The following is a 26,336-nucleotide window of genomic DNA, read 5'->3' as shown; positions in this document are numbered from 1 at the left end:
ACCCGGCGCCGCGTTGGCGAAAGGGCACTGTAGCGCCGCTGGCGCGGCGGTCAACCCGCCGGGGTGGTGGCGCTGGGCGGTGGGCGCCGGTCGGCGGTGACGAGCCAGATGCCGCCGCACACCAGCAGCAGGGCCACGGCATTGCGCCAGGCCAGGATCTGCTCGCCCAGGAACAGCGCGGAGAGCAGCGCGCCGAACACCGGAATGAGGAAGTTGAACACCGAGACCATGCCGACGCGGTTGTATTTCAGCAGCGCGGCCCACAGCGCGAAGGCCACCGCCGAGAGCACGGCCATGTAGAGCAACAGCACGGCCGGCGCAAGCGACATGCCGTGCAGCGCGCCGCCGAAGGCGTGGCCGGCCAGCAGCAGCGCCAGGCCGCCGATGGCCAGCTGGTAGCCGGTCATGACCATGGCGTCGATCCGCTGCGACAGCCGCTTGCCGTAGATGCTCGCGGCCGAGAGCACGAAGGCCGCGATGACGATGAAGCCCTCGCCCAGCAGCGTGAAGCCCGCGTCCAGCCCCTGGCCGCCGCTCCGCAGGTTCACCGCCATCACGCCCGCGAAGCCCACCAGACAGCCCAGTGCCTTGCGGTGATCCAGCCGGTCGTTGTGGTAGATGAAGTGCGCCAGCAGCACGCTGAAGAAGGTGCCGGTGGCGTTGAGGATGGACGCCTTGACGCCGGTGGTGTGGGCCAGGCCGACATAGAAGAACACGTATTGCAGCGAGGTCTGCGCCAGACCGAGCAAGGCGATGCGCCCGATGCTGGCGCGCGGCAACGCGAACACCGGCCGCCCGATGGCGCGCGCGATGCCGAGCAGCAGCACGCCGGCGAGCAGGAAGCGCCAGCCCGCGAACACGAGTTGCGAGGCGGTGTCGTCGCGGCCGATGGACAGCAGCGCATAGCCGCTCTTGATGGCCGGGTAGGCGCTGCCCCAGAGCAGGCAGCACAGGGTGGCGAGCAGCACCACGTTGCGCGGCCGGCTGAAGAAGGCCGCGCCGCCGAGGCGGTCCGTCATGCCGGGCTGTCGGGTTGGGCGCGGCGCAGGCGTTCGCGGCTGTTGGAGAGGTGCAGGCGCATGGCCTGGCGAGCGGCCTCGGGCTCACGCAGGCGGATCGCGTTGTAGATGCTCTGGTGCTCGCCGTGCACGCGCCGCAGGTAGGCCAGGCGGCCTTCGGGCGCGCTGCTGGCGGTGTTGAGGCGGGTGCGCGGAATGATCATCGTGCCCAGGTAGGTCATGAGGTCGGCGAAGTGGCGGTTGCCGGTGGCGCGCGCCACTTCCATGTGGAACTGGAAGTCCGAGGGCACGGCGTCGGAGACGTCGTCGATGGAGGCCTCGAAGGCCGCGAGCGCGGCGGCCATGTTGTGCAAGTGGCCGTCGTCGCGGCGCTGCGCGGCCAGGCTCGCGGCCTCGCTCTCCAGGCTGATGCGCAGCTCCAGCAGCGAGATGACGTCGGCCACGGTGGCGAAGTCCTCCGGCGCGACGCGGAAGTTGCTTTGCTCGGGCGGCGCCATCACGAAGGTGCCGATGCCGTGGCGCGTCTCCACCTGGCCCGAGGCCTGCAGGCGCGAGATGGCCTCGCGCACCACGGTGCGGCTGACCGCGAAACGGGCCATCAGCTCGGATTCGGTGGGCAGCTTGTCGCCCGTCTGAAGGCGGCCTTCGCGCACATCGGCCGTCAGCGTATCGACGATTTCGGGCACCAGGCCGCGCTGCCGGCGGGGGCGCGGTGGCGGCGCTGCCATCGGCATCGCCTCGTCTCCTAGGGTTTTCACGGGGAGCATTGTTTTTTCCTTGACACGCCATTGTGGCGTTCACACAATTCGCCCAAGTTGTCTGACAACCGACAACAGACAACAAGATGGACGGACTGTAGCAAACCCCTCGCGAAAGTCCAAGCCCTTCGAGACAAGACCGCACACACCATGGACGTCATTCTCAAAACCCACCACCGCCTGCTGCTCACCGGCGCCGCCGGCGGCCTGGGCACCGCCCTGCGCAATCGCCTCAAGCGCAATTGCGAAGTGCTGCGCCTCTCGGACCGCGCCGACCTGGGCTCGGCACAGGCCGGCGAGGAAATCGCGCTGGCCGACCTGGCCAACGCGGAAGAGGTCGACGCCATGGTGAGCGGCTGCGACGCCATCGTGCACATGGGCGGCATCTCGGTGGAGGCGCCCTTCGCCGCCATCCTGCAGGCCAACATCCTGGGCGCGTACCACCTGTACGAGGCCGCGCGGCGGCACGGTGTCAAGCGCATCGTGTTCGCCAGCTCCAACCACGTGACCGGCTTCTACAAGCAAAGCGAGACCATCCACGCCGACCACCCGGCCCGGCCCGACGGCTTCTACGGCCTGAGCAAGGCTTTCGGCGAGGACTTGGCGCGCCTGTACTACGACCGCCACGGCATCGAGACCGCCTGCGTGCGCATCGGCTCCTCGTTCGCCGAGCCCAGGGACCGCCGCATGCTCGCCACCTGGCTGAGCTTCGACGACCTGCACCGCCTCATCAGCGCCTGCCTGAGCACGCCGGTGCTGGGCCACAGCATCGTGTTCGGCATGTCCGACAACGCCGTGACCTGGTGGGACAACAGCCGCGCGCGCCACGTGGGCTACGTGCCCCGGGACACCTCGGACGTGTTCCGCGAGGCCGTCTTCGCGCGCACCAGCGCACCCGACCTGAACGACCCCGCCGCGATCTACCAGGGCGGTGGCTTCGTCAAGGCCGGCCCGTTCTGAACGGCACGCCCACCATGACCACGCAGGCCGAACTGGTGCTCGACGCGCGCAACGGCGTGGGCGAGAGCCCGGTGTGGGACGCGCAGCGCCAATCCCTGTTCTGGCTGGACATTCCCGGCCGCGCGCTCTGGTGCTGGAACGCGGCCACCGGGCAATCGCGCCAGTGGGCCACGCCCGAGATGGCCGGTTGCATGGCGTTGGCCGCCGGCAGCGAAGCGACGCCGCACGGCCGCTGGGTGGCCGCCATGGAAACCGGCGTGGCGGTGCTCACGCCGCAGGACGACGGCACGCTCACCCAGGAAGCGCGCGCCCGCGTGCGGCACCCGCAGGGCGGCATGCGCTTCAACGACGGCCGCTGCGACCGCCAGGGCCGGCTGCGCGCCGGCACCATGGTGATGGACATGTCGCTGGCCGCGCCCGCGGGCAGCCTGTACGCCTTCGACGGCGCCGCGCTGCGCGCGCTGCAGGGCGGTTTCATCACGCCCAACGGCATGGCCTTCAGCCCCGATGGCAAGACCATGTACCTCTCGGACTCGCACCCCAGCGTGCAGACCATCTGGGCCTACGAGTACGACACCGACAGCGGCACGCCGCACCACCCGCGCGCCTGGGTCGACATGAAGGCCCTGCCCGGCCGGCCCGATGGCGCGGCGGTGGACGAAGACGGCGGCTACTGGATTTGCGGCAACGACGCCGGCCTGGTGCACCGCTTCACACCCGACGGCCGGCTCGACCGATCGCTCGCCGTGCCGGTGAAGAAGCCAGCCATGTGCGCCTTCGGCGGCAGCGGGCTCGACACCTTGTTCGTCACCTCCATCCGGCCCGGTGGCGACCTGTCCGACCAACCGCTGGCGGGCGGCGTGTTCGCGCTACGCCCCGGCGTGCGCGGGCTGCCCGAACCCACCTGCACGATTTTCTGAGCCCTGCATTCCCACAAGAGGCCCCAGGCCCAAGCCCCTGTTTTCAACCACCCAACCGAAAGCGCTGAGGACGACATGAACATCAAACCCCTCCTGACCATCGTGGCCGCCTGTGCCGCCCTCGCGGCCCAGGCCACCGAGTTCCGCTCGGCCGACACGCACAACGCCGACGACTACCCCACCGTGGCCGCCGTGAAACACATGAGCGAGCTGCTGGAGAAGAAGAGCGGCGGCAAGCACAAGATCAAGGTCTTCAACAAGCAGGCACTGGGCAGCGAGAAGGAAACGATCGACCAGGTGAAGATCGGCGCGCTGGACTTCACGCGCGTCAACGTGGGCCCGATGAACGCCATCTGCCCGCTGACCCAGGTGCCGACCATGCCCTTCCTGTTCAGCTCCATCGCGCACATGCGCAAGTCGCTGGACGGCCCGGTGGGCGACGAGATCCTCAAGAGCTGCGAGTCGGCCGGCTTCATCGGCCTGGCCTTCTACGACAGCGGCGCGCGCTCCATCTACGCCAAGAAGCCGATCAAGACCGTGGCCGATGCCAAGGGCCTGAAGATCCGCGTGCAGCAGTCCGACCTGTGGGTCGCGCTGGTCAGCGCCATGGGCGCCAACGCCACGCCCATGCCGTATGGCGAGGTCTACACCGGCCTGAAGACCGGCCTGATCGACGCCGCCGAGAACAACATCCCCTCGTTCGACACCGCCAAGCACGTCGAGGCCGTGAAGATCTATTCCAAGACCGAGCACTCGATGGCGCCCGAGATCCTGGTGATGTCCAAGGTGGTCTACGACAAGCTGCCCAAGGCCGAGCAGGACATGATCCGCGCCGCCGCCAAGGAGTCGGTCGCGTTCGAGCGCCAGAAGTGGGACGAGCAGGAAGCCAAGTCGCTCGCCAACGTGAAGGCCGCCGGCGCCGAGATCGTCGAGGTCGACAAGAAGTCCTTCCAGGCCGTGATGGGCCCGGTGTACGAGAAGTTCATGACCACGCCGGACATGAAGCGCCTGGTCAAGGCGATCCAGGACACCAAGTAAACGGCGTCCTCTTTTTCCATCCCCCTCCTCCAGCCCTCGTCCGCTCCGGCGGGCGGGGGAGCAAGGTTTCCCATGTTCACCAAATTGTGTGCCGGCTTGTCCAAGCTGTGCCTGATGCTGGCCGTGGCCGGGCTGATCGCGGTCGTCCTGTGCGTGCAGTGGCAGGTGATCGGCCGCTACGTCTTCAACGACACGCCCACCTGGGCCGAGGCCCTGGCCATGCTGCTGGTGCTCTTCGTCACCGCCTTCGGCCTGGCCGTGGGCGTGCGCGACGCGGGCCACATCGGCCTGGAGTCGCTGGTAAGCCTGCTGCCCCTGCGCTGGCAGCGCCGCATCGAGTACGTGATCCACGCCCTGGTGGCGATCTTCGGCGCGCTCATGGTGCAGAGCGGCTGGCTGTGGATGACCGCCAAGTGGGGCGAGAAGAAGCCCATGCTGCCGGTGCCCGACGGCATCGACTACCTGCCCATCGTGATCGCCGGCGCGCTCATCGTGCTGTTCTCGATCGAACACATCGTCGCGCTGATCCGCGGCACCCTCGTGGAGCCCGCATGGAACTGACTGTCCTGGGGTTGAGCTTCACCCTGTTCCTGATCCTCGGCGTGCCGGTGGCCTTCGCCATCGGCCTGTCCTCGGTCGCCACCATCCTCGTGGCCGGCCTGCCGGTGGCGGTGGTGTTCCAGAAGATGGTCGGCGGCATGCAGGTGTTCAGCTTCCTGGCCATCCCCTTCTTCGTGTTCGCCGGTGAGCTGATGCTGTACGGCGGCATCGCCGACCGCATCGTGCGCTTCGCCAACAGCTTGGTGGGCCACGTGCGCGGCGGCCTGGGCATGAGCAACGTGGTGGGCTGCACGCTGTTCGGCGGCGTGGCCGGCTCGCCGCTGGCCGACGTCTCGGCCATCGGCTCGGTGATGATCCCGCTGATGAAGAAGGAGGGTTACGACGCGGACTACGCGGTCAACGTCACCACCCACGCCTCGCTGGTCGGCGCCATCATGCCGACCTCGCACAACATGATCATCTTCACGCTGGCCACCTCGGGCATCGCCTCGGTGAGCGTGCTCAGCCTGATCCTGGCCGGCCTGATCCCGGCGCTGATCCTCACGATCTGCAACCTGGGCGCGGCCTACTACGTGGCCGTCAAGCGCGGCTACCCCACGCACGGCAAGTTCCCCGGCTGGGGCGAGGTGCTGCGCGCCTTCGGCGCCGCGCTGCCGGGCCTGCTGGTGATCGTGATCATCCTCGCCGGCATTCTCTCGGGCGCGTTCACCGCCACCGAGTCGGCCTCCATCGCGGTGGCCTGGGCATTGGCCATCACCGTGCTGGTGTACCGCACGCTGTCCTGGCACAACTTCCTGAAAGCCTGCGCCAAGGCCTGCAAGACCACCGGCGTGGTGCTGCTGCTGATCGGCATCTCGGCCGCCTTCGGCTACTTCATGGCGCTCTACGAAGTGCCGCAGCTCACCGGCGAACTCATGAAGTCGGTGTCGGACAAGCCCTGGGTGATCTTCCTCATGATCAACCTGCTGCTGTTCGTGCTCGGCACCTTCCTGGACATGGCGGCCACCATCCTGATCTGCACGCCGATCTTCATGCCGATCGCGATGCAGTTCGGCATGGACCCGACGCAGTTCGGCATCGTGATGCTGATCAACTGCGCGCTCGGTCTCAACACCCCGCCCGTGGGTTCGGTGCAGTTCGTGGGCTGCGCCATCGGCGGCATCTCGGTCGGCCAGGTGATGCGCACCATCGCACCGTTCTACGGCGCGCTGGGCATCTGCCTGATGCTGGTCACCTACGTGCCCGCGTTCTCGCTCTGGCTGCCCGGCCTGGTCAAGTAAGCCCCTTCAAGGAGAGATCACCATGTCCATCAACCGCCGACAGCTGCTCGCCTCGTCCGCCGCGCTCGCCGTGACCGGCCTGCCCGCCGCGCACGCGCAGGGCTTTCCGAACAAGCCGCTGAAGATCATCGTGCCCTACCCGCCGGGCGGCTCCTCGGACATCATCGCGCGCGCCATCAGCCAGCCGCTGTCCGACAGCCTGGGGCAGCCGGTGATCGTGGAGAACCGGCCCGGCGCCAACGGCAACCTGGGGGCCGATCTGGTGGCGAAATCCGCGCCCGACGGCCACACCGTGCTGCTGTGCGACGTGGGCGCGCTGGCCATCAGCCCGGCGGTCTACACCAAGCTCTCGTTCGACCCGAGCAAGGACCTGCGCGGCGTGACCATGCTGGCGTACTCGCCGCACATGCTGGCCGTGCACCCCTCCGTCAAGGCCAACAACCTTAAGGAACTGGTGGCCCTGTCCAAGACCACCGACCTGAACTTCGCGGTGACGGCCGTGGGCAGCGCACCGCACGTGGCCGGCGTGGCCGTGGAGCGCGCCACCGGCGCCAAGTGGACCTACGTGCCCTACAAGGGCGGCTCGCAGGCCGTGACCGACACGGTGGCCGGCCAGACCCAGGTCATCATGAACGGGATGCTGGCCACGCTGCCGCACGTGCAGAGCGGCCGGCTCAAGGTGCTGGGCATCTCCAAGAAGACGCGCATGCCGCTGGTGGGCGAGGTGCCGACGCTGGCCGAACAGGGCGTCAAGGACTTCGAGTCCGGCACCTGGCAGGGCGTGCTGGTGGCCAACGGCACACCGGCCGCGCTCATCGCGCGCCTGAACGCCGAGCTGATCAAGGCCATCCGCAGCCCCGACGTGCGCGCCCGCCTGACCGGCCAGGGCGCCGAGGTGGTGACCATGCAGTCGGCCGAGCAGGACCGCTTCTTCGACGCCGAACGCAAGCGCTGGGGCGCGGTCGTCGCCGAGGCCAACATCAAACTGGACTGAGCTGCCCCGTGAACCCCCAGGAACTCCAATCCATCGTCGGCAGCGGCCTGCTGTCCTTCCCCTTGACCGACTTCGATGCGCAGGGCGACTTCAACGCCCGAGGCTATGCCGAGCGCCTGGAGTGGCTCGCGCCCTACGGGGCCAGCGCGCTGTTCGCCGCGGGTGGCACCGGCGAGTACTTCTCGCTCTCGGGCGCCGAGTACAGCGAGGTGGTGGGCACCGCGGTGACCACCTGCCGCGGCAAGGTGCCCATCATCGCGGGCGCGGGCGGGCCCACCCGCACCGCCATCGCGCACGCGCAGGAGGCCGAGCGCCTGGGCGCGCACGGCGTGCTGCTGTTGCCGCACTACCTCACCGAAGCCAGCCAGGCCGGCCTGATCGCCCACGTGGAGCAGGTCTGCAAGAGCGTGGACTTCGGCGTGATCGTCTACAACCGCAACGTCTGCAAGCTCACGCCCGACTCGCTCGCCATCCTGGCCGAGCGCTGCCCCAACCTGATCGGCTTCAAGGACGGCATCGGTGACATCGAGCTCATGATGTCGATCTACCTGAAGATGGGCGATCGTTTCTCCTACCTGGGCGGCCTGCCCACGGCCGAGGTGTACGCGGCGGCCTACAAGGCGCTGGGCACCCCGGTGTACTCGTCGGCGGTGTTCAACTTTATCCCGAAGACGGCGATGGCCTTCTACGAGGCGGTGCGCCGCGACGACCACGCCACGCAGCACCGCCTGCTGAAGTCCTTCTTCATGCCCTACCTCGACATCCGCAACAAGGGCGCTGGCTACGCGGTGAGCATCGTGAAAGCCGGCGCTCAGCTCGTGGGCCGCGGCGCCGGCCCGGTGCGCGCGCCGCTCACCGACCTGCAGCCCGCCGAGCGCGAGCGCCTGGGCGAGCTGATTCACGCGCTCGGCCCACAATAGGGCCGATGAACCCTGCCGCATTCCCTTATCTGCTCGACCCGGCGCGCTTCCAAGGCGAAGTGGACGGCCGGCCCACCGCCCTCTTCTTCCTGCGCAACGCGCGCGGCATGGTGGTGGCCATCACCAACCTCGGGGCCAAGGTGCTGCAGATCGTCGTGCCCGACCGCTCGGGCGCGCTGGACGACGTGGCGCTGGGCTACGACCAGCTGGCCGACGTGATCACCGGCTCACCCTCCATGGGCGCTTTCGTGGGCCGCTACGCCGGGCGCATCGGCGGCGCGCGCTTCACCCTCGATGGGCACGAGCACCACCTCACGCCCAACGCGGGCGCGCACTGCATCCACGGCGGGCCACGCGGCTCGCGCCACCGCGTGTTCGACGCCACGCAGACCGACGCCCAGACCCTGCAGCTGCACCACCGCTTTCTCACCGCCGAAGACGGCTTCCCCGGCACGCTGGACCTGCAGCTCACGTACCGGCTCGACGACGACAACGCCCTGGTGCTCGAACACACGGCCACCGCGCTCGACGCACCAGGCCCCGCGAGCTTCACCAGCCACATCTACTTCAACCTCGATGGTGTGGGCCAGGGCCAGCGCATCGACGGCCACGTGCTGCAGGTGCCCGGCTCGCGCGAGGTGCTGGCGACGGGGGCCGACGGCATCGCCACGGGGGCCCTGGTCTCGCTCGACGGCCACCCGCAGGACCTGCGCACGGCTCAGGTGCTGGGTGATTTGCCCGACATCGACCTGAGCTACGTGCTGGAACCCCTGCCCACATCCGCCGCACGCCCGTGCGCGCAACTGCGCAGCGACACCAGCGGCCGCACCCTGGCCGTGTGGACCACCGAACCGCTGCTGCAGGTGTACACCGCCGGCCAGCTCGGGGTGGCGGAGCGCCCCGACCTCGGCAAGTGGGGCGTGCGGCACCGGCCCCGCTCGGCCGTCTGCCTGGAGCCCCAGCATTTTCCCAACGCCCCCAACTGCCCGGCGCTGCCGCAGAACACCGTGGCGCCCGGCCGGCCTTACCGCGCCACCACGGTCTATCGTTTCGGCACGGTCAACGATTGAACACCGGCTCCCGTCGGACGCACTCCGGCGGCTCGCCATAACCCGCTGAGCGCACCACGTTCTCCAGGGAGATCTCGACCTGGAACCAGCGGCAGAACGGGTTCACGAAGCGGTAGCTCCAGACCATGCCCCGCTCCCGCCCCAGCCCTTGCACCTCGCCCGGGCGCCCCAGCCTGGCGCGAACCTCGTCGGCGCTCATGCCGGGGTTGATCTGGGTGAAACGTGCCTCGGTCAGCACCTGCTCCGAGCGGACCACGCGGCCCGAGGCATCGAGGTCCACGAACCAGGTGTGCAGGCCATAAGGACCCCGGGGATATTCCAGCCGGGTGCCCCCGTCGATCCGGCGCGTGGTTTCCGGCGGACCCATCCGCGCCACGACCTGGTCGCGGTTCTGGCCGGCCATGTCGGCCGTCGGTCCGTAGCCGGCGCACGCGCTCAGGAAGGTCGCACCGATCAAACACCACAAGCGCAAACGCATGGACAGCTCCTGTTCGGTGGCTCAAGCCATTTCGATGGTTTTCAGGGAGGCGAGTTCCTGCCGTTCAGCCCAGCAGCGCGGCCAGGCCGTTCTCGGGCTCGAAGCGGTGGTTGCGGTGCAGCAGGCGCGTCGGACCGGGCCAGACCCGGGTGGCGATGCTGTGCCTGGGGTCGCCGGGATAACAGATCACGCGCCGGCCGTCCTCGTCGAACGGCTCGGGCTCGATCAGCGAGGGCGGGCGGCTGCGCGCCGTGGCCAGCACCTGCGCCACGTCGGCCAGGCGGCTGAGCTCGCTCAGGCTCATGATCTGCGGCGGCGCCAGGTCGATCTCGCCGGCCCAGTAGCGCTCCAGGCCAGTGCGCGGCGAGAGCCACACGGCTTCCGTCGCTTCGTGGGCGCAGTGCTCCACCGTCTGGTCATCGGGTGCCACGGCCACGAAGAAGCGCGTGTCGAAGCGCTTGTTGGTCACCGAAGGCACGCGCGGCGTGACCCAGCGCGACCAGGGCAGCACACAGGCGGTGGGAATGGGCAGGCCCTGGGCCTGCAGGGCGGCGGCGAACGCGATGCCGGTGGCCGTCTGCTCGCGCACGGGCTGCACGTGCCTGGCGCCGTTCGCCTGGCCCAGCAGCAGGCCGCATTCCTCGAAGGTCTCGCGCAACGCCGCCACGTGCAGGCCCAGGGCCGTGTCCACATCCAGGCCGAGTTCGCCCAGCCCAGCGAGGCAGGTGGTGGCGGGGCGGTCCAGCGCCGCTGGGTCGGTCTGCCGGTCGGCCGCGTCCAGCTTGCCACCCGGGAAGACATGCACGCCGCCGAGCACGCCCGAATTGCCATGCCGGCGCACAAGCAGCACCTCCAGGCCAGCGGGCCCGTCGCGCACCACCATCACGGTGGCAGCGGCCACGGGCGGGGTGAGCACTTCGTCGGAATTGATGGCAATGGGCATGGCCCGATTGTCGGTGCATGGGCCAAGGCCTGCAGTCGCCGTGGCGCAACCTCCAAAAATGAATACCTTTTTACCAACTAAATGGCGGTGAATGCAAAACCGCACCCGGCCAAGGGCAAGGAACTTCTGCTTTAGCACTCGCTCCTAGAGAGTGCTAATATTCTTAGCAGACACCTGAGGAGGGTTCACATGTCCCACACGCTTGCTCCTGTTGCCACCGCCACCACCGGCTCGATCGCCGTGGCGAATCCGTGGGCGCTCGTGCCGCCCCTGGGCAACCTGGACGCCTACATTTCCGCGGTCAACCGCCTGCCGCTGCTCACGCTGGAGCAGGAGCAGCAGGCCGCCCGCCGCCTGCGCGACGACAACGACCTGGACGCCGCCGGCCAGCTGGTGATGTCCCACCTGCGCCTGGTGGTGTCGATCTCGCGCCAGTACCTGGGCTACGGCCTGCCCCATGGCGACCTGATCCAGGAAGGCAATGTCGGCCTGATGAAGGCCGTCAAGCGCTTCGACCCCGACCAAGGCGTGCGCCTGGTGAGCTACGCCATGCACTGGATCAAGGCCGAGATCCACGAATACATCCTGAAGAACTGGCGCATGGTCAAGCTGGCCACCACCAAGGCCCAGCGCAAGCTGTTCTTCAACCTGCGCTCGCGCAAGCAGGGCTTCCGTGCCGATGCGGTCGATGGCGACACCCACCGCGAGGTGCTGTCCGACAGCGAAGTGGGCGTGATGGCCCGCGAACTCAACGTGAAACCCGAAGAAGTGCGCGAAATGGAAACGCGCCTCTCCGGCGGCGACGTGGTGCTGGACCCGGCCCCGGGCGACGACGGCGAAGACAGCTTCGGCCCCATCGCTTACCTTGCGGACGCCACCCACGAACCCACCGCGGTGCTCGAATCGGCCCAGCGCGATGCGCTGGCCACCGAAGGCGTGGCGCGCGCCATGAGCGAACTCGACGAACGCTCGCGCCGCATCGTGAGCGAGCGCTGGCTCAAGGTGAACGACGACGGTTCGGGCGGCATGACGCTGCACGAACTGGCGGCCGAGTACGGCGTGAGCGCCGAACGCGTGCGCCAGATCGAGGTGGCGGCCATGAAGAAGATGCGCAAGGCGCTGGCCGCTTACGCCTGATCCACGACCCCCATTGCCACCACGGCCCCGGCGGTTTCGCGACCCCGGGGCTTCTTTTTTACGAACGGTGCCCGTCGCCGGACCTGCGTCACGCCCGGCCAATGTCACAGGCGACACAATCGGGGGATGTCTGACGTTTTGTGGAAGGGCGCGACGCCCGGGATCCGTCGCGCTCGCAGGCTGGCCGCCTGGCTGGCGCTGGCCTTCTTCTCCCTTTTTCCTGTCCTGCGCGGAGTGGCCGCCGAGCTGCCGCCTGTGGTGCTCGACGGCACACAACCCAGCGTGCCCCTGGCCCAGCGCAGCCTGTACTGGGTGGATACCGGCGGCCAGCTGACGGTGCAGGAGGTGGAAGCCCAACAGGACCAACTGCCGTTTGCGGTGCGCAGCGCCGAACACCGCCTCCTCCTTCCGGACGGCGGCGCGCTGTGGATTCGCTTCGATGCCCAGGCCCGCGACGACCATTCGCGCTGGGAGCTGGAACTGGCGCGCTCGGGCACCGACCGCATCAGCCTCTACCACCGGCTGTCCAATGGCGAATGGAAAGCGCAACACGCTGGCGACCGCCTCGCGGTGAGCCACTGGGCCTTTCCCGACCGCTACCCGGTGTTCTCGCTCGACCCCCGCACCGACGCTGTAGTGACCTACTGGGTGCGCATCGAACACGCTCGCGTGCCGTTCTCCGGCACGCTGCAGATTCACGACCACCACACCTTGCGCGAGCTGCGCATCCACCAGCAGTTTCTGCTGGGCGCCTACTTCGGCATGGCGTTGCTGCTCACCGCGACCGCGGTGGCCAATGCGCTGGTGTTCCGGGACACCAGCTTTGCCGCCTATGCCATCTACATCACAGTCCTCGGGCTGGCCATGGCCGCGTCGCTGGGTGTGGCCGGCCAGTTCCTCTGGCCGAACTCGGCGCAGTGGAACGGATTGGCCGAATTCGTGCTGATGCCGATGGCGGCGGTGTTCGGTCTGCTGTTTGTGCGGCAGGTGGTTCAACCCAGGCGCATCGGTCGCTGGCTGGACCGTTCCGCCCTGGCGCTGCCCGCGGTTCTGGCGGGCCTGATTCTGTGGGACACGCTGTACCCCACCCATGGCAGCCTGCAGGCCGTGACGGCCGCCTCCGCGGCCACGCTCGCGTTGGTCTACGCCATGCTCTGGGCGGCCTGGCGCACGGGGGACCGCTGGGTGCGCTGGATCGCGCTAGGCATGCTGCCGGTGCTGCTGGCCGGGGCGCTGCCGGTGATGCGCAACTTCGGCCTGATCTCATCGGGTTTCCTGTCGCAGTACGGCATGGTGATCGCCGCCGCCCTCGAGGCGCCCTTGCTGATCTACGGCCTGCTGCAACGCTCGTCCCTGCAGCACGAGGCCCAGGCCCGCGCCCGCGCACTGGCCCTGACCGAACCGCTCACCGGCCTCACGAACCGGCACAACTTCATGCTGCGGCTGCACGACAGCGTGGTGCGGGCCCAGCGCTACGGGCACCAGAGCGCGCTGCTGCTGATCGGCCTGGACAACCACGGCTGGTTTGCCGAGCAGCACGGCCGCGAGGTGGCCGACCGCGCGCTGGTGATCACCGGCTCGCTGCTGCGCTCGGTGGCGCGCGACGTGGACACGGCAAGCCGGGTCGACGACAGCACCCTGGCGCTGTTGATGGAAGGGCCGGTGCGCGAGGCGCAGGCCCTGGCCGCGGCCACCAGCATCGTCGCGGGCGGCCTGCGCCCTTCGGTGCAACTGCCCGTGGGCACCACGCTGAAGTTCAAGATCGTCGTGGCGCTGCTGCCCGATCCCACGCCCGAACTTCAGCAGGACGCCCAGGCGCACCTGGACTGGCTGCGCCAGGCGCTGGACGCCCTGCGCAAGGACCCGCGCAAGGCGATCCTGAAACTGAACTTCTGATCAGCCCTCGCGGCGCAGCGCAGGGAAGAGGATCACGTCGCGGATGCTGGGGCTGTCGGTCAGCAGCATCATCAGGCGGTCGATGCCGATGCCGCAACCACCGGCGGGCGGCATGCCGTACTCCAGCGCGCGGATGTAGTCCGCGTCGTAGAACATGGCCTCCTCGTCACCCCCGTCCTTGGCCGAGGCCTGCGCCTGGAAGCGCGCGGCCTGGTCCTCCGCATCGTTGAGCTCGGAGAAGGCGTTGCCGAATTCGCGCCCGGTGATGTAGAGCTCGAAGCGCTCGGTGACCGCGGGGTTCGCGTCGTTGGCGCGCGCCAGCGGCGAGATCTCGGTCGGGTGGTCCATGATGAAGGTCGGGTTCCAGAGCTTGTCTTCGACCTTCTCTTCGAAGTACAGCACTTGCAGGCTGGGCAGGCTGCGGCTGGAGAGCTGGTGCTTCTCCTCGCTCAGGCCGAGCTTCTTGAGCTGCGCGAGCAGCCAGGCGGCATCGTCCACGCTGTCGCCCGCCTCGGTGTACTTGACGATGGCTTCGCGGATCGTCAGGCGTTCGAAGGGCGACAGGATGTCCACCGGCTGGCCCTGGTAGGTCAGCGGCTCGTCACCGCGCACCCGGCGCACCACGTGGCGAATGAGTTCCTCGTTGAAGTCCATCAGGTCCTGGTAGTTCCAGTACGCCGCGTAGAACTCCATCATGGTGAACTCGGGGTTGTGGCGGACGCTGATGCCTTCGTTGCGGAAGTTGCGGTTGATCTCGAACACACGGTCGAAACCGCCCACCAGCAGGCGCTTGAGGTAGAGCTCGGGCGCGATGCGCAGGAACATCTCCTGGTCCAGCGCGTTGTGGTGGGTCTTGAACGGCTTGGCGTTGGCACCGCCCGGGATCGGGTGCAGCATGGGCGTTTCCACCTCGAGGAAGCCGTGGCTCACCATGAAGTCGCGGATGCTGGCCAGGGCCTGGCTGCGCGCGACGAAACGCTTGCGGGCGGTTTCGTCGGTCATCAGGTCCACGTAGCGCTGGCGGTACTTGATTTCCTGGTCGGCGATGCCGTGGAACTTGTCGGGCAGCGGGCGCAGGCTCTTGGTGATCAGGCGGATGCGGTCGGCCTGGATGGTGAGTTCGCCGGTGCGCGTGCGCATGAGCACGCCCTCGACCGCGATGATGTCGCCCAGGTCCCAGTGCTTGAAGGCGCTGTGCTGCGCCTCGCCCACGCCGTCGTTGTTCAGGTAGATCTGGATGCGGCCGCCCGAGGGGCCGAAGGACGCGTCCTGCAGCGTGGCGAAGCTGGCCTTGCCCATCACGCGCTTGAGCATCATGCGCCCGGCCACGCTGGCGCGCACCGGCTCGGCTTCCAGCGCTTCCTTGGTGGTCTCGCCATAGCGGGCGAACAGGTCGGCAGCCTTGTCGGCGGGTTTGAAGTCGTTGGGAAACGCCACCCCCTGGCCCTGTTTCTGCGCCTCGCGCAGCGCCTTGAGCTTCTCGCGGCGTTCGGCGATGAGCTGGTTGTCGTCGTGCGCCGCAGGCGCACCGGTCTCGGCGGTGGGGGGGGTTTGGGCTTGGGTCATGAATGAAAAATGGGTTGGGCACCGAGGTGCGCAACCCATGATTGTAGTTTTCGGCCCGATCGGGGCCGAATTCTCGTTATTCGCCGAGGTAGGCGGCGCGCACCTTGGGGTCGTCGAGCATGTCGCGGCCCACGCCGGTCATGATGATTTCGCCCGAATCCATCACGTAGCCGCGGTCGGCGATCTGCAGCGCGCGGCGGGCGTTCTGCTCCACCAGCAGGATGGTCACGCCTTGGGCGGAGACGTCGCGCACGACCTCGAAGATCTTGTCCACCATGATGGGCGACAGGCCCATGGACGGCTCGTCGAGCAGCAGCACCTTGGGCTGACTCATGAGCGCGCGCGCCATGGCCAGCATCTGCTGCTCGCCACCGCTCATGGTGCCGGCCAGCTGGTCCTTGCGTTCGCGCAGGCGCGGGAAGATGCCGAACATCTTCTCGATGTCCTGCGCGATGCCGGCCTTGTCCTTGCGGATGTAGGCACCCATCTGCAGGTTCTCGGTGATGGTCATGCGGGTGAACACGCCACGGCCTTCCGGCACCATGGCCAGGCCCTGCTTCACGAGATCCCAGGCGCCCTTGCCCTTGATGCTCTGGCCCAGGTACTCGATGTCGCCGGCCTCGTAGGCGAGCGAACCGGTGACGGCTTTCATGGTGGTGGTCTTGCCGGCGCCGTTGGAGCCGATGAGCGAGATCAGCTCGCCCTCGCGCACCTCGAGATCGATGCCCTTGACGGCCTTGATGCCGCCGTACGCGACCTTCAGACCGCTGACTTTGAGGAGTGTGTTTGCCATTTGCGTCAATCCTTGATCAGTGGCCGCCGGTGCCGAGGTAGGCCTCGATCACCTTGGGGTCCTTCTGCACGTCGGCCGGTGAGCCGGAGGCGAGCTGCTTGCCGTAGTCGAGCACGGTCACGCGGTCGCACAGGCCCATCACCAGTTTCACGTCGTGTTCGATCAGCAGGATGGTTCGGTTGTCCTTGCGGATGCGGTCGATCAGCTCGCGCAGCTGCACCTTTTCGGTGGCGTTCATGCCGGCGGCCGGTTCGTCCAGCGCGATCAGCTGCGGGTCGGTCGCCAGGGCGCGCGCGATTTCCAGGCGGCGCTGGTCGCCGTAGCTCAGCGTGCGTGACTTGTAGTCGGCGAACTTCTCGATGCCCACGTAGGCCAGCAGCTCGCGCGCGCGCGCCGTGATCGCGGCCTCTTCGCGCTTGAAACCGGGCGTGCGCAGCACGGCGCCGATCAGGCCCGAATGGGTGCGCACGTGGCGCCCGACCATGACGTTTTCCAGCGCGGTCATCTCGGCGAACAGCCGGATGTTCTGGAAGGTGCGGGCGATGCCGGCCTTGGCCACCTCGTGCACCGCGCTGGGCGTGTAGGGCTTGCCCGCGAGTTCGAAGGAACCGCTGTCGGGCGTGTACAACCCGGTCAGCACGTTGAAGAAGGTCGTCTTGCCGGCGCCGTTGGGGCCGATCAGGCCATAGACCTGACCGCGCTTGATTTCGATGCCCACATCGCTCAGGGCCTGCAGGCCCCCGAAGCGCTTGGAAACATTCGCCACTTTGAGAATGGTGTCGCTCATGTGAATGCTCCGCTTACTTGGTCAGGGACTTGCCGTGCTCGGGCGAGGGCCACAAGCCTCTGGGGCGCAGCAGCATCACGACCACCATGGCCAGCGCGATGAGCAGTTGGCGCAGGATCTCGGGGCCAAGGCGACCACCCGTCAGTTCGGTCAGCGGGTGTGCCACATGGCGCAACACCTCGGGCAGGCCCGCCAGCAACAGGGCACCCAGCACCACCCCGGGGATGTGCCCGATGCCGCCCAGCACCACCATGGCCACCACCATCACCGACTCCATCAGCGAGAAGGACTCGGGCGAAACGAAGCGCTGGAACGAGGCGAACAACACGCCGGACACGCCACCGAAGGACGCGCCCATGCCGAAGGCCAGCAGCTTGAGGTTGCGGGTGTTCAGGCCCATGGCCTTGGCGGCGATCTCGTCTTCACGAATGGCCATCCAGGCGCGGCCGATGCGCGAATCCTGCAAGCGGTAGGAGATGACGATGGCCAGCACCACGAAGAACAGGAACAGGTAGTAGTACAGCGTGACCGGCTGGAAGGTGTAGTCACCGATGGTCAGGCGCTTGCCGAGGTCGAGGCCGAACACCGAGATGGTGTCGATCTGGCTGATGCCCTTGGGACCGTTGGTGATGTTCAACGGGCGGTCCATGTTCAGCAGGAAGATGCGGATGATCTCGCCGAAGCCCAGGGTGATGATGGCGAGGTAGTCGCCACGCAGCTTGAGCGTGGGTGCCCCCAGGATCATGCCAACCACCCCCGCAATCGCCGCCGCCAGGATCATCACCAGCCAGATGTTGTAGTGCAGGCCGTTGGGGAACATGGCCTTGATGGCCGGGAAGGTGTCGGCGAGGTGGGGCGAGCCCAGCAAGGCAAACACATAGGCCCCCACCGCGAAGAACGCGATGTAGCCCAGGTCCAGCAGGCCGGCGTAGCCGACCACGATGTTCAGGCCGAGGGCCAGCAGCACGTACATGAGCGCGATATCGACAATGCGCACCCAGGAGTTGCTGCCGGTGGACTGCAGGATGATGGGCAGCAGCAGCAAAGCCACCGCCGCGATCAGGAAGACGATCAGCTTGCCGGTTTTGGTGTTCATCATGGTGTTTCTCCCGGACGGTCAGGCACGGTCCGCCACACGTTCACCCAGCAGCCCCGAGGGACGCAGCGTGAGCACGATGGCCAGCACGATGAAGGCGAAGATGTCGGTGTACTGGCTGCCCAGCACCCCACCGGTGAGCTTGCCGAGGTAGCCGGCGCCCAGGGATTCGATCAGGCCGAGCGCAATGCCCCCGACCACCGCACCGGCGAGGTTGCCGATGCCGCCCATCACCGCGGCCACGAAGGCCTTGAGGCCGGGCATGAAGCCCATGGCGTGCTGCACGGTGCCGTAGTTGGAGGCCCACATCACGCCGGCAATGGCCGCGAGCATGGCGCCGATGATGAAGGTGGCGGAGATGACCACGTCGGGCTTGATGCCCATGAGCGCGGCCACACGCGGGTTCTCGGCCGTGGCCCGCATGGCTCGGCCCAGATTGGTGCGGTTGACCAGCCACATCAGGAAGGCCAGCGTGACCGCCGTGGTGGCCAGGATGACGACCTGCGTCACCGAAATCACCGCGCCACCGAACGCGATCGGTTCGCGCGACAGCATGGAGGGATAGGACTTCGGGTTCGGCGCCCAGATGATCATGGCGAAGGTCTGCAAGAGCAGCGACATGCCGATGGCGGTGATCAGGGGCGCGAGTCGGTTGGAATTGCGCAGCGGCCGGTAGGCCAGTTTCTCGATGGTGAAGTTGAGCGTGGCGCAGACCACCATCGCGATGATGGTGGCCAGCAGGAGGACCACCCAGGTCGGCAGTCCGGTTGACGCACTGGTCATCCAGCCGATGACCGTCCAGCTGGTGAGGGCCCCCACCATCAGCACGTCGCCGTGCGCAAAGTTGATCAGTCCGATGATGCCGTACACCATGGTGTACCCCAGTGCCACCAGCGCATACATACTGCCCAACACCAGACCGTTGATGATCTGCTGCAGCAAAACTTCCATGAATGTTTCTCCGTGTTTTGTGACAGGCCGGGAAGCGCTTGTGGCGCCGGCCCGTTTCAACCTAGCAAAAAACCCGCCAGACATGACCTTGAAACAGGACCGACTGCGGGTTGGTGGACGGATTGTAATGAGGGGCTTTTGGAGCCCACATGCGTGTAAGCCCTTAGCGGACGCGGGTTTACCCTGGTTTTAGGTGCAACTCCCCAGACCGCATCAGCGCGATTGGCAGTGCATTAGTCTTTTTGATTGTTGAGTTTCTTGAGCTCGCGCAGCTTATCGGCGATGCGCAACTCCAGCCCACGCTCGACCGGGCGGTAGAAGCCCGGGTCGGCCATGCCATCGGGCAGATAGCGTTCACCGGCCGCAAAACCGCCCTCTTCGTCGTGCGCGTAGCGGTAGCCCTTGCCGTAGTCCAGCGACTTCATGAGCTTGGTCGGCGCGTTGCGCAGGTGCATGGGCACGGGGCGGGTGCCGTCCTTCTTCACAAAGGCCTTGGCTTCGTTGAAGGCTTTGTAGACCGCGTTGGACTTGGGCGCCACCGCCAGGTACACCACGCACTCGGCCAGGGCCAGCTCGCCCTCGGGACTGCCCAGGCGTTCGTACACCTCGGCGGCGTCCAGGGCCAGGCGCAAGGCGCGGGGATCGGCCAGGCCGATGTCCTCGCTGGCCATGCGGATGAAGCGGCGGGCCATGTACCGGGGTTCGGCGCCCCCGTCGAGCATGCGCGCGAACCAGTACAGGGCGGCATCGGGGTCGGAACCGCGCACGCTTTTGTGCAGGGCGCTGATGGTGTCGTAGAACTGTTCGCCGCCCTTGTCGTAGCGGCGCATGCGCTCGCCCAGCACCTTGAGCAGCCAGGCATCGCTCACCTCGGCGAGTTTTTCCCGCCCGGCCGCCACCGCCAGGGTCTCCAGCGTGTTGAGCAGGCGGCGCGCATCCCCATCGGCGTAGGCGATGAGTCGGTCCACGGCGGTCGATTCGATGGCCGGCACCGCGTCGATCGCCTGGGCCTTGACCACGATCTGGCGCAGATCGTCTTCCGACAAGGGCCGCAGCACGTAGACGGCCGCCCGCGAGAGCAGCGCCGAATTGACCTCGAACGAGGGGTTTTCGGTGGTGGCACCAATGAAGGTGAACAGGCCGCTTTCCACGTGCGGCAGGAAGGCGTCCTGCTGGCTCTTGTTGAAGCGGTGCACCTCGTCCACGAACAGGATGGTGCGCTGGGGCGAGAGGCCGCTGCGCGCCACCTCGGCCCGCTCCACGGCCTCGCGGATGTCCTTGACGCCGCCCAGCACCGCGCTGATGGTGAGGAACTGCGCGTCGAACGCGTCGGCCATCAGGCGGGCAATGGTGGTCTTGCCCACGCCCGGTGGGCCCCAGAGAATGCAGCTGTGCGGCTGGCCCGATTCGAAGGCCAGGCGCAAGGCCATGCCCTCGCCCAGCATGTGCTGCTGGCCGATCACCTCGGCCAGCGTGCGCGGGCGCAGGCGCTCGGCCAGGGGCACATGGGTACTGGCGGTCGACACGGCGAAACGATCAGGGTTTGACGACAGCGGCACCCGGTGGCGGCTGGAACTTGAAGTCCCCCGCCTTCAGCGGCGCATTGGCCTGCCAGCTGTTGAACGTGAGCACCGAGCGCTGGCCCAGGCTGTCCTCGATGTCCAGCACCGACAGCTGCCCCTGGCGAAAGCCCACGCGCACCACTTGCAGCTGGCCGTTGCGGTCCTTCGGGCGGGCCTCCAGCCACTCCAGGCCATCGCGGGCGGCGGCCGGCTTGAGTTCGAACGCGTCCGAGAGCCCTTTGAGATCGGTCCCGGCCGCGATCAGCGCGGCAGGCGTGCTGCCCAAGGCTTCCTTCTGCGAACGCGATGTCACCTGGTTCAGGTCCACGTCGTAGAGCCACAGGGTCTGGCCGTCGGCCACGATGGTCTGCTCGAACGGCTTGGCGTACACGAAGCGGAAGCGGTTGGGCCGCAGGAATTCGAACGTGCCGCTGGAGGTCTTGCTGCGCGCCACGGTTTCGTTGGCGCGCTTGGGCGAGGTCACGACCTGGGTGAAGCCGGCCTTGCCGCTGTCCACTTCACGCAGGAATCTTTCGAGGTCTTGCAGGCCGTCGGCGTGGGCGGCGAGCGCGGCCAGCGACAACGCGCAGGAAGTGAGGAGTTGCTTGATCATGGACGGTAGGACCCGGTTGCGCCGACTTGGTTGCATGTCGGCGGGCTTCATTCCCCGCCGCGCGAGGGCACCAGGATGTCGCGCTGCCCGCTGGAGGTGAGCGCGCTGACCAGCCCCGCGTTCTCCATGTCCTCCAGCAGACGCGCCGCGCGGTTGTAACCAATCTTCAGCTTGCGCTGCACATAGGAGATGCTGGCCTTGCGGTCCTTGAGCACGATCTCGACGGCCTGGTCGTACAGCGCATCCTTCTCGCCACTGCCACCCTCGCCACCGCCTTCGCCGAACAGGTCGCCCCCTTCGCCGTCGCCCATGCTGCCTTCGAGCACGCCGTCGATGTAGTTGGGTTCGCCGCCCTGCTCTTTCAGGTAGGCCACCACGCGGTGCACCTCGTCGTCGCTGACGAAGGCGCCGTGCACGCGGATCGGGAAACCCGTGCCGGAGGGCATGTACAGCATGTCGCCCATGCCCAGCAGGCTTTCGGCGCCCATCTGGTCGAGGATGGTGCGGCTGTCGATCTTGCTGCTGACCTGGAACGACAGGCGCGTCGGGATGTTGGCCTTGATCAGGCCGGTGATCACGTCCACGCTCGGGCGCTGGGTCGCCAGGATCAGGTGGATGCCGGCCGCGCGCGCCTTCTGCGCCAGGCGGGCGATCAGCTCCTCGATCTTCTTGCCCACCACCATCATCAGGTCGGCGAGTTCGTCGATCACGACCACGATGTAGGGCAGGCGCTCCAGCGGCTCAGGCTGCTCCGGCGTGAGGCTGAACGGGTTGCCGATGATCTCGCCGCGCGCCGTGGCCTCGTCGATCTTGGTGTTGAAGCCCGCGAGGTTGCGCACGCCCATCTTGCTCATGAGCTTGTAGCGCTTCTCCATCTCGGCCACGCACCAGTTCAGGCCGTTGGCCGCGTGCTTCATGTCCGTCACGACCGGCGCGAGCAGGTGCGGAATGCCCTCGTAGACGCTCATCTCCAGCATCTTGGGATCGATCAACAGCAGGCGCACGTCGCGCGCGTCGGCCTTGTAGAGCAGCGACAGGATCATCGCGTTGATGCCCACCGACTTGCCCGAACCGGTGGTACCGGCCACGAGGCAGTGCGGCATCTTGGCGAGGTCGGCCACCACGGGCTGCCCCCCGATGTCCTTGCCCAGGCCCATGGTCAACATGGACTTGGCATCGTTGTACACCTGTGAACCCAGGATCTCGCTGAGCTTGATGGTCTGGCGCTTGGCGTTGGGCAGTTCCAGCGCCATCAGGTTCTTGCCGGGGATGGTCTCGATCACGCGGATCGACACCAGCGACAGCGAACGGGCCAGGTCACGGCCCAGGTTGACGATCTGTGAACCCTTCACGCCGGTGGCGGGCTCGATCTCGTAGCGCGTGATCACGGGGCCAGGGGCGGCCGCCACCACACGCACCTCCACGCCGAAGTCCTTGAGCTTCTTCTCGATCAGCCGGCTGGTCATCTCCAGCGTCTGGCTGTCCACCCCGGCCTGGTGCAAGGGGGCGCTGTCGAGCAGGTCCACCTGCGGCAGCTTGCTGTCGGGCAGCTCGGTGAACAGCGGCTTCTGGCGCTCCTTGGCCACGCGCTCGCTCTTGGGCACATCGACCAGCGTGGGTTCGATCACCACAGGCACCGGGTGGTGTTCCTCGATCTCGACGCGCTCGACCTTCACCACCTCTTCGCGCTCGCGCGCGGCCTTCTCGCCGATGCGCTGGTCTTCCACCGCCTCGCGCTTCTCGCGCCGGGCCTCGAACCAGCCATCCAGCGTGTGCCCGACTTCCTCGGCCCAGTGGCCCCAGGAGAAGCGGAAGACGGTGGGCAGACACACCAGCAGCACCGCCAGCATGGCCAGCGCCGAACCGGTGAAGCCCAGCCAGCGCATCGCCACAGGCCCCAGCGCATGGCCCAGCACGCCGCCGGCGTGGTCGGGCAACAAGGCCTCCAACCGATAGAGGCGACTCCATTCCAGCACCGTGCTGGCCGCCATCAGGACGACCAAGGCCAGCCAGAACAGCGCGCGGCGCGCCCAGGGGCGGTGCCAGAGGCGATCGCCGGCCACGGCTTCATCGCCCGTGCCTTGGGCGCCGCGGATCCAGCGCGCCAGGGTGGACAACCACGCCCGCACCCCGGCAAGAAACAGCCACCAGACCGAAAAGCCGAGCAGGTAGTAGCTCCAGTCCGACAGCATGGCGCCCAGGCGGCCACCCCAGTTGCTCACCTCGGTGGAGGTGCCCGTGGTGCTCCACGCGGGATCGGCCAGGGAGTGGCTGAGCAGTGCCAGCAGCCAGAACGCGAGCGCCGCAGCGCCCAGCACCAGGCCGATTTCCTGGGCAAACCGGGACACACCCGCCGGCGCCGCGGAACCGCGGTCGGCGTTGAGGGTGTTGAGTGAATAAGTCATAGGCCTCGCTGAAATCCAGCGACAAGCTTACCCCATGACAGCCACCGACCGGGCGATGCCGGCCGGGTGCGAAAGAGCCCTCAACCGAGCGAGTTGAGGCGCTCCTTGATGACGGTGCTGCCCTCTTCGGTCACCTCGATGAAACCCCGGTCTTCCAGGTCCTTCATGACGCGGCTGACCATCTCGCGGGAAGCCCCGATCATCTTGGCCACGTCCTGGCGCGAGACCCGGTCCTTGATGGTCAGGATGCCGTCCTTGTCGGGCTGGGCGAACTCCAGCAGGGCTCGGGCGACACGCCCATACACGTCCATCAGCGCGAGTGACTCGATCTTGCGGTCCGCGTGGCGCAGGCGCTGCACCAGGCCGCGCATGACCGCGTAGGCCATGGAGGTGTTTTCCGGCAGGCAGCGCGCGAATTCGGTGCGCCCCAGGATCAGCACGTCGGTCTGCACCTCGGCGCGCACGGTGGCCGAATGCGGCTGGTTGTCGATCAGGCTCATCTCGCCCACGTAGTCGCCCGGGTTCATGGTGGCCAGGATCACCTCACGTCCCCGGGTGTCGGTGGTGACCACCCGCGCCCGCCCGGTCAGCACGATGGCCAGGCAGTTGGACTTCTTGCCCTGCTCGACGATGCACTCCCCCCGCTTGAAGCGCCGCTTGACCACCGAATCGGCCACCGATTCGGCCTGGGCCTGGGTCAAGGTGGAAAACAAGGGAACCCGGCGGATCAGGTCGAGATTGGACAGGAGAGACATGCGTGTATTCCTTGGTTGGGACGGCGCGCGCGGCGCTCTTTCATACAATGATTCGCACACATTGGGCGCCACGCGGCACTGGATTTGCCCCCGAACGCGCCCATATAACCACCGACTCTAAACCACTTGGCCCCAAATTCGATGGGGCGCTCAACATGAAACACGCGAAAGTCCTCATCCTGGGTTCAGGCCCTGCCGGCTACACCGCGGCCGTCTACGCCGCGCGCGCCAACCTCAACCCCGTGCTCATCACCGGCATCGCCCAGGGCGGCCAGCTCATGACCACGACCGATGTGGACAACTGGCCCGCCGATGCCGAAGGCGTGCAGGGCCCCGACCTGATGCAGCGTTTCCTGGCGCACGCCGAGCGCTTCAAGACCGAGATCATCTTCGACCACATCAACGCGGTCGACTTCTCCAAGCGCCCCTTCGTGCTCAAGGGCGACAGCGGTGAATACAGCTGCGATGCGCTCATCATCGCCACCGGCGCGTCGGCCAAGTACCTCGGCCTGCCCTCCGAGGAAGCCTTCATGGGCAAGGGCGTGTCGGGTTGCGCCACCTGCGACGGCTTCTTCTACCGTGGCCAGGAAGTCAGCGTGGTCGGCGGCGGCAACACGGCCGTGGAAGAGGCGCTGTACCTGTCCAACATCGCCAGCAAGGTCACGCTGGTCCACCGCCGCGACACCTTCAAGGCCGAAGCCATCCTGATCGACAAGCTGATGGACAAGGTCGCCGCCGGCAAGATCGAGCTCAAACTGCACAGCACGCTGGACGAGGTGCTGGGCGACCCGACCGGCGTGACCGGCGTTCGCCTGAAAAGCGTGAAGACCGGTGCGACCGAAGACCTAGATGTCAAAGGCTGCTTCATCGCCATCGGCCACCAGCCCAACACCGACATCTTCAAGGGCCAGCTGGACATGAAGGACGGCTACATCACCACCCGTTCGGGCCTGCAGGGCATGGCCACCATGACCAGCGTGCCCGGCGTGTTCGCCGCCGGCGACGTGCAGGACCACGTGTACCGCCAGGCCATCACCAGCGCCGGCACCGGCTGCATGGCCGCCCTCGACGCCCAGCGTTTCCTGGAGCAGAACGCCGCCTGAGCGCGGGGCTGACGGCCGGCCCTGGCGGCTTGGCCGCCAGTTGGCTATAATTGCGGGCTTTGCTGAGATTTACCGGCTTGCCCGGGCACGAAGCAGATTCGGGTTACCGCCACCCTTTCCTGGCGAGGTGAGGCTGAGGGGCCGACACGGAGACACCTCCGGTTCGCGGTCCGCAGCTGTTTGAAATGATCGGAGTGTCCTCATGGCACGCGTCTGCGACGTCACGGGCAAGAAGCCCATGGTCGGGAACAACGTTTCCCACGCCAACAACAAAACCAAGCGCCGGTTCCTGCCGAACCTGCAATACCGCCGTTTCTGGGTCGAGAGCGAAAACCGCTGGGTGCGTCTGCGCGTCTCCGGTGCCGCCCTGCGCCTGATCGACAAAAACGGCATTGACGCCGTGCTCGCCGACCTGCGCGCACGCGGTCAAGCTTAAGGAGAACCGAACATGGCAACCAAAGGCGCACGCGAGAAGATCAAGCTGGAATCCACCGCTGGAACCGGCCACTTCTACACCACCACCAAGAACAAGAAGACCACGCCCGAGAAGATGCTGATCAAGAAATTTGATCCCAAGGCTCGCAAGCACGTGGACTACAAGGAAATCAAGCTCAAGTAATCGAGCCGATTCCCAACAAAAAACCCGCTGTGAAAACAGCGGGTTTTTTTATTCCTTCCAGGGCGCCACGGATCCGGGTTTGCCGGTCCGTCAGCGCCGCCCCCTTGAGGGG

At 67.2% G+C, this 26,336-nt stretch carries 26 protein-coding genes; 13 read left to right on the top strand and 13 right to left on the bottom strand.

Going from position 1 to position 26,336, the window contains the following annotated elements; genetic code table 11:
* Positions 1 to 50: 50 nt before the first annotated feature.
* Together AC1Q9M_RS14600 and AC1Q9M_RS14595 are read right to left on the bottom strand one after the other, a co-directional pair.
* Entirely contained in the window at positions 51 to 1,019 is a 969-nt protein-coding gene (locus AC1Q9M_RS14600; RefSeq protein ID WP_492434404.1) for a DMT family transporter, read from the bottom strand.
* The gene (locus tag AC1Q9M_RS14595; RefSeq protein WP_382321414.1) at positions 1,016 to 1,786 is read right to left on the bottom strand and encodes a FadR/GntR family transcriptional regulator; all 771 of its coding nucleotides are present in this window, start codon (positions 1,784 to 1,786) and stop codon (positions 1,016 to 1,018) included. The genes AC1Q9M_RS14600 and AC1Q9M_RS14595 overlap by 4 nt, the downstream gene beginning before the upstream one ends.
* 141 nt (positions 1,787 to 1,927) lie before the next feature.
* Between AC1Q9M_RS14595 and AC1Q9M_RS14590 the strand changes: the two genes are divergently transcribed.
* The 8 genes from AC1Q9M_RS14590 (at position 1,928) to AC1Q9M_RS14555 (ending at position 9,520) form a co-directional block, all read left to right on the top strand.
* Positions 1,928 to 2,737 (top strand): NAD-dependent epimerase/dehydratase family protein, encoded by an 810-nt coding sequence (locus tag AC1Q9M_RS14590; RefSeq protein ID WP_382321416.1) that lies wholly within the window; start codon positions 1,928 to 1,930, stop codon positions 2,735 to 2,737.
* Positions 2,738 to 2,751: 14 nt separating this feature from the next.
* A complete protein-coding gene (locus tag AC1Q9M_RS14585) occupies positions 2,752 to 3,657 on the top strand; it encodes an SMP-30/gluconolactonase/LRE family protein (RefSeq protein ID WP_382321419.1) in 906 nt (301 codons plus the stop codon).
* 75 nt (positions 3,658 to 3,732) lie between these two features.
* Complete coding sequence (locus AC1Q9M_RS14580) at positions 3,733 to 4,695, top strand: TRAP transporter substrate-binding protein (protein ID WP_382321422.1); 963 nt, start codon at positions 3,733 to 3,735, stop codon at positions 4,693 to 4,695.
* 72 nt (positions 4,696 to 4,767) lie between these two features.
* A complete protein-coding gene (locus AC1Q9M_RS14575) occupies positions 4,768 to 5,256 on the top strand; it encodes a TRAP transporter small permease (RefSeq protein ID WP_492434400.1) in 489 nt (162 codons plus the stop codon).
* Positions 5,247 to 6,536, top strand: a complete 1,290-nt coding sequence (locus AC1Q9M_RS14570; RefSeq protein ID WP_382155221.1) for a TRAP transporter large permease — start codon at positions 5,247 to 5,249, stop codon at positions 6,534 to 6,536. The genes AC1Q9M_RS14575 and AC1Q9M_RS14570 overlap by 10 nt, the downstream gene beginning before the upstream one ends.
* Before the next feature lie 22 nt (positions 6,537 to 6,558).
* Complete coding sequence (locus tag AC1Q9M_RS14565) at positions 6,559 to 7,530, top strand: Bug family tripartite tricarboxylate transporter substrate binding protein (RefSeq protein ID WP_382321427.1); 972 nt, start codon at positions 6,559 to 6,561, stop codon at positions 7,528 to 7,530.
* Between the two features lie 8 nt (positions 7,531 to 7,538).
* Positions 7,539 to 8,450: a 5-dehydro-4-deoxyglucarate dehydratase gene (gene kdgD, locus AC1Q9M_RS14560; protein ID WP_492434397.1), complete on the top strand. Its 912-nt coding sequence runs from the start codon at positions 7,539 to 7,541 to the stop codon at positions 8,448 to 8,450.
* A 5-nt stretch (positions 8,451 to 8,455) separates the two neighbouring features.
* A complete protein-coding gene (locus AC1Q9M_RS14555) occupies positions 8,456 to 9,520 on the top strand; it encodes an aldose epimerase family protein (RefSeq protein ID WP_492434395.1) in 1,065 nt (354 codons plus the stop codon).
* Here AC1Q9M_RS14555 and AC1Q9M_RS14550 read toward each other — a convergent pair.
* Both AC1Q9M_RS14550 and AC1Q9M_RS14545 read right to left on the bottom strand, forming a co-directional pair.
* Positions 9,510 to 9,998, bottom strand: a complete 489-nt coding sequence (locus AC1Q9M_RS14550) for a hypothetical protein (protein WP_492434393.1) — start codon at positions 9,996 to 9,998, stop codon at positions 9,510 to 9,512. The genes AC1Q9M_RS14555 and AC1Q9M_RS14550 overlap by 11 nt on opposite strands.
* A 64-nt stretch (positions 9,999 to 10,062) precedes the next feature.
* Complete coding sequence (locus tag AC1Q9M_RS14545) at positions 10,063 to 10,941, bottom strand: NUDIX hydrolase (protein WP_492434391.1); 879 nt, start codon at positions 10,939 to 10,941, stop codon at positions 10,063 to 10,065.
* Positions 10,942 to 11,130: 189 nt separating this feature from the next.
* On the opposite strand from AC1Q9M_RS14545, the gene rpoH reads away from it, so the two are divergent.
* Together rpoH and AC1Q9M_RS14535 are read left to right on the top strand one after the other, a co-directional pair.
* Positions 11,131 to 12,078, top strand: a complete 948-nt coding sequence (gene rpoH / locus AC1Q9M_RS14540; RefSeq protein WP_382155205.1) for an RNA polymerase sigma factor RpoH — start codon at positions 11,131 to 11,133, stop codon at positions 12,076 to 12,078.
* 126 nt (positions 12,079 to 12,204) lie between these two features.
* The gene (locus AC1Q9M_RS14535; protein ID WP_444687235.1) at positions 12,205 to 13,974 is read left to right on the top strand and encodes a 7TM diverse intracellular signaling domain-containing protein; all 1,770 of its coding nucleotides are present in this window, start codon (positions 12,205 to 12,207) and stop codon (positions 13,972 to 13,974) included.
* Here AC1Q9M_RS14535 and lysS read toward each other — a convergent pair whose 3' ends face one another.
* The 9 genes from lysS to AC1Q9M_RS14490 form a co-directional block, all read right to left on the bottom strand.
* A complete protein-coding gene (gene lysS / locus AC1Q9M_RS14530; protein WP_382321441.1) occupies positions 13,975 to 15,540 on the bottom strand; it encodes a lysine--tRNA ligase in 1,566 nt (521 codons plus the stop codon).
* 76 nt (positions 15,541 to 15,616) lie between these two features.
* The gene (locus AC1Q9M_RS14525) at positions 15,617 to 16,333 is read right to left on the bottom strand and encodes an ABC transporter ATP-binding protein (RefSeq protein ID WP_382155199.1); all 717 of its coding nucleotides are present in this window, start codon (positions 16,331 to 16,333) and stop codon (positions 15,617 to 15,619) included.
* A gap of 16 nt (positions 16,334 to 16,349) precedes the next feature.
* Entirely contained in the window at positions 16,350 to 17,120 is a 771-nt protein-coding gene (locus tag AC1Q9M_RS14520; RefSeq protein ID WP_291121139.1) for an ABC transporter ATP-binding protein, read from the bottom strand.
* A gap of 13 nt (positions 17,121 to 17,133) precedes the next feature.
* Positions 17,134 to 18,219 (bottom strand): branched-chain amino acid ABC transporter permease, encoded by a 1,086-nt coding sequence (locus tag AC1Q9M_RS14515; protein ID WP_291121141.1) that lies wholly within the window; start codon positions 18,217 to 18,219, stop codon positions 17,134 to 17,136.
* 18 nt (positions 18,220 to 18,237) lie between these two features.
* Positions 18,238 to 19,167 (bottom strand): branched-chain amino acid ABC transporter permease, encoded by a 930-nt coding sequence (locus AC1Q9M_RS14510; protein WP_382155195.1) that lies wholly within the window; start codon positions 19,165 to 19,167, stop codon positions 18,238 to 18,240.
* A gap of 233 nt (positions 19,168 to 19,400) precedes the next feature.
* The gene (locus AC1Q9M_RS14505) at positions 19,401 to 20,693 is read right to left on the bottom strand and encodes a replication-associated recombination protein A (RefSeq protein ID WP_382321445.1); all 1,293 of its coding nucleotides are present in this window, start codon (positions 20,691 to 20,693) and stop codon (positions 19,401 to 19,403) included.
* A gap of 10 nt (positions 20,694 to 20,703) precedes the next feature.
* Positions 20,704 to 21,339, bottom strand: coding sequence for an outer membrane lipoprotein periplasmic chaperone LolA (lolA, locus tag AC1Q9M_RS14500; protein ID WP_382163881.1), 636 nt, complete (start codon positions 21,337 to 21,339; stop codon positions 20,704 to 20,706).
* 50 nt (positions 21,340 to 21,389) lie between these two features.
* A complete protein-coding gene (locus AC1Q9M_RS14495; RefSeq protein ID WP_444687236.1) occupies positions 21,390 to 23,747 on the bottom strand; it encodes a DNA translocase FtsK in 2,358 nt (785 codons plus the stop codon).
* A gap of 80 nt (positions 23,748 to 23,827) precedes the next feature.
* Positions 23,828 to 24,502 carry a Crp/Fnr family transcriptional regulator gene (locus AC1Q9M_RS14490; RefSeq protein ID WP_382321449.1) on the bottom strand — a complete coding sequence of 225 codons (675 nt, stop codon included), beginning with the start codon at positions 24,500 to 24,502 and terminating at the stop codon, positions 23,828 to 23,830.
* Between the two features lie 155 nt (positions 24,503 to 24,657).
* On the opposite strand from AC1Q9M_RS14490, the gene trxB reads away from it, so the two are divergent.
* The 3 genes from trxB to rpmG all read left to right on the top strand — a co-directional run bounded on the left by trxB (position 24,658) and on the right by rpmG (position 26,224).
* Positions 24,658 to 25,605 carry a thioredoxin-disulfide reductase gene (gene trxB, locus AC1Q9M_RS14485; RefSeq protein WP_444687237.1) on the top strand — a complete coding sequence of 316 codons (948 nt, stop codon included), beginning with the start codon at positions 24,658 to 24,660 and terminating at the stop codon, positions 25,603 to 25,605.
* A gap of 202 nt (positions 25,606 to 25,807) precedes the next feature.
* Positions 25,808 to 26,041 carry a 50S ribosomal protein L28 gene (gene rpmB, locus AC1Q9M_RS14480; protein WP_056269541.1) on the top strand — a complete coding sequence of 78 codons (234 nt, stop codon included), beginning with the start codon at positions 25,808 to 25,810 and terminating at the stop codon, positions 26,039 to 26,041.
* 12 nt (positions 26,042 to 26,053) lie between these two features.
* Complete coding sequence (gene rpmG / locus AC1Q9M_RS14475; RefSeq protein ID WP_056269543.1) at positions 26,054 to 26,224, top strand: 50S ribosomal protein L33; 171 nt, start codon at positions 26,054 to 26,056, stop codon at positions 26,222 to 26,224.
* The last annotated feature ends 112 nt before the right edge of the window (positions 26,225 to 26,336 follow it).

The sequence above is a fragment of the Hydrogenophaga sp. GW823-FHT04C09 genome (assembly GCF_058796355.1).
The sequence above is the reverse complement of the archived record's forward strand: the minus strand, read 5'-3'. Positions and strand labels throughout refer to the sequence as shown.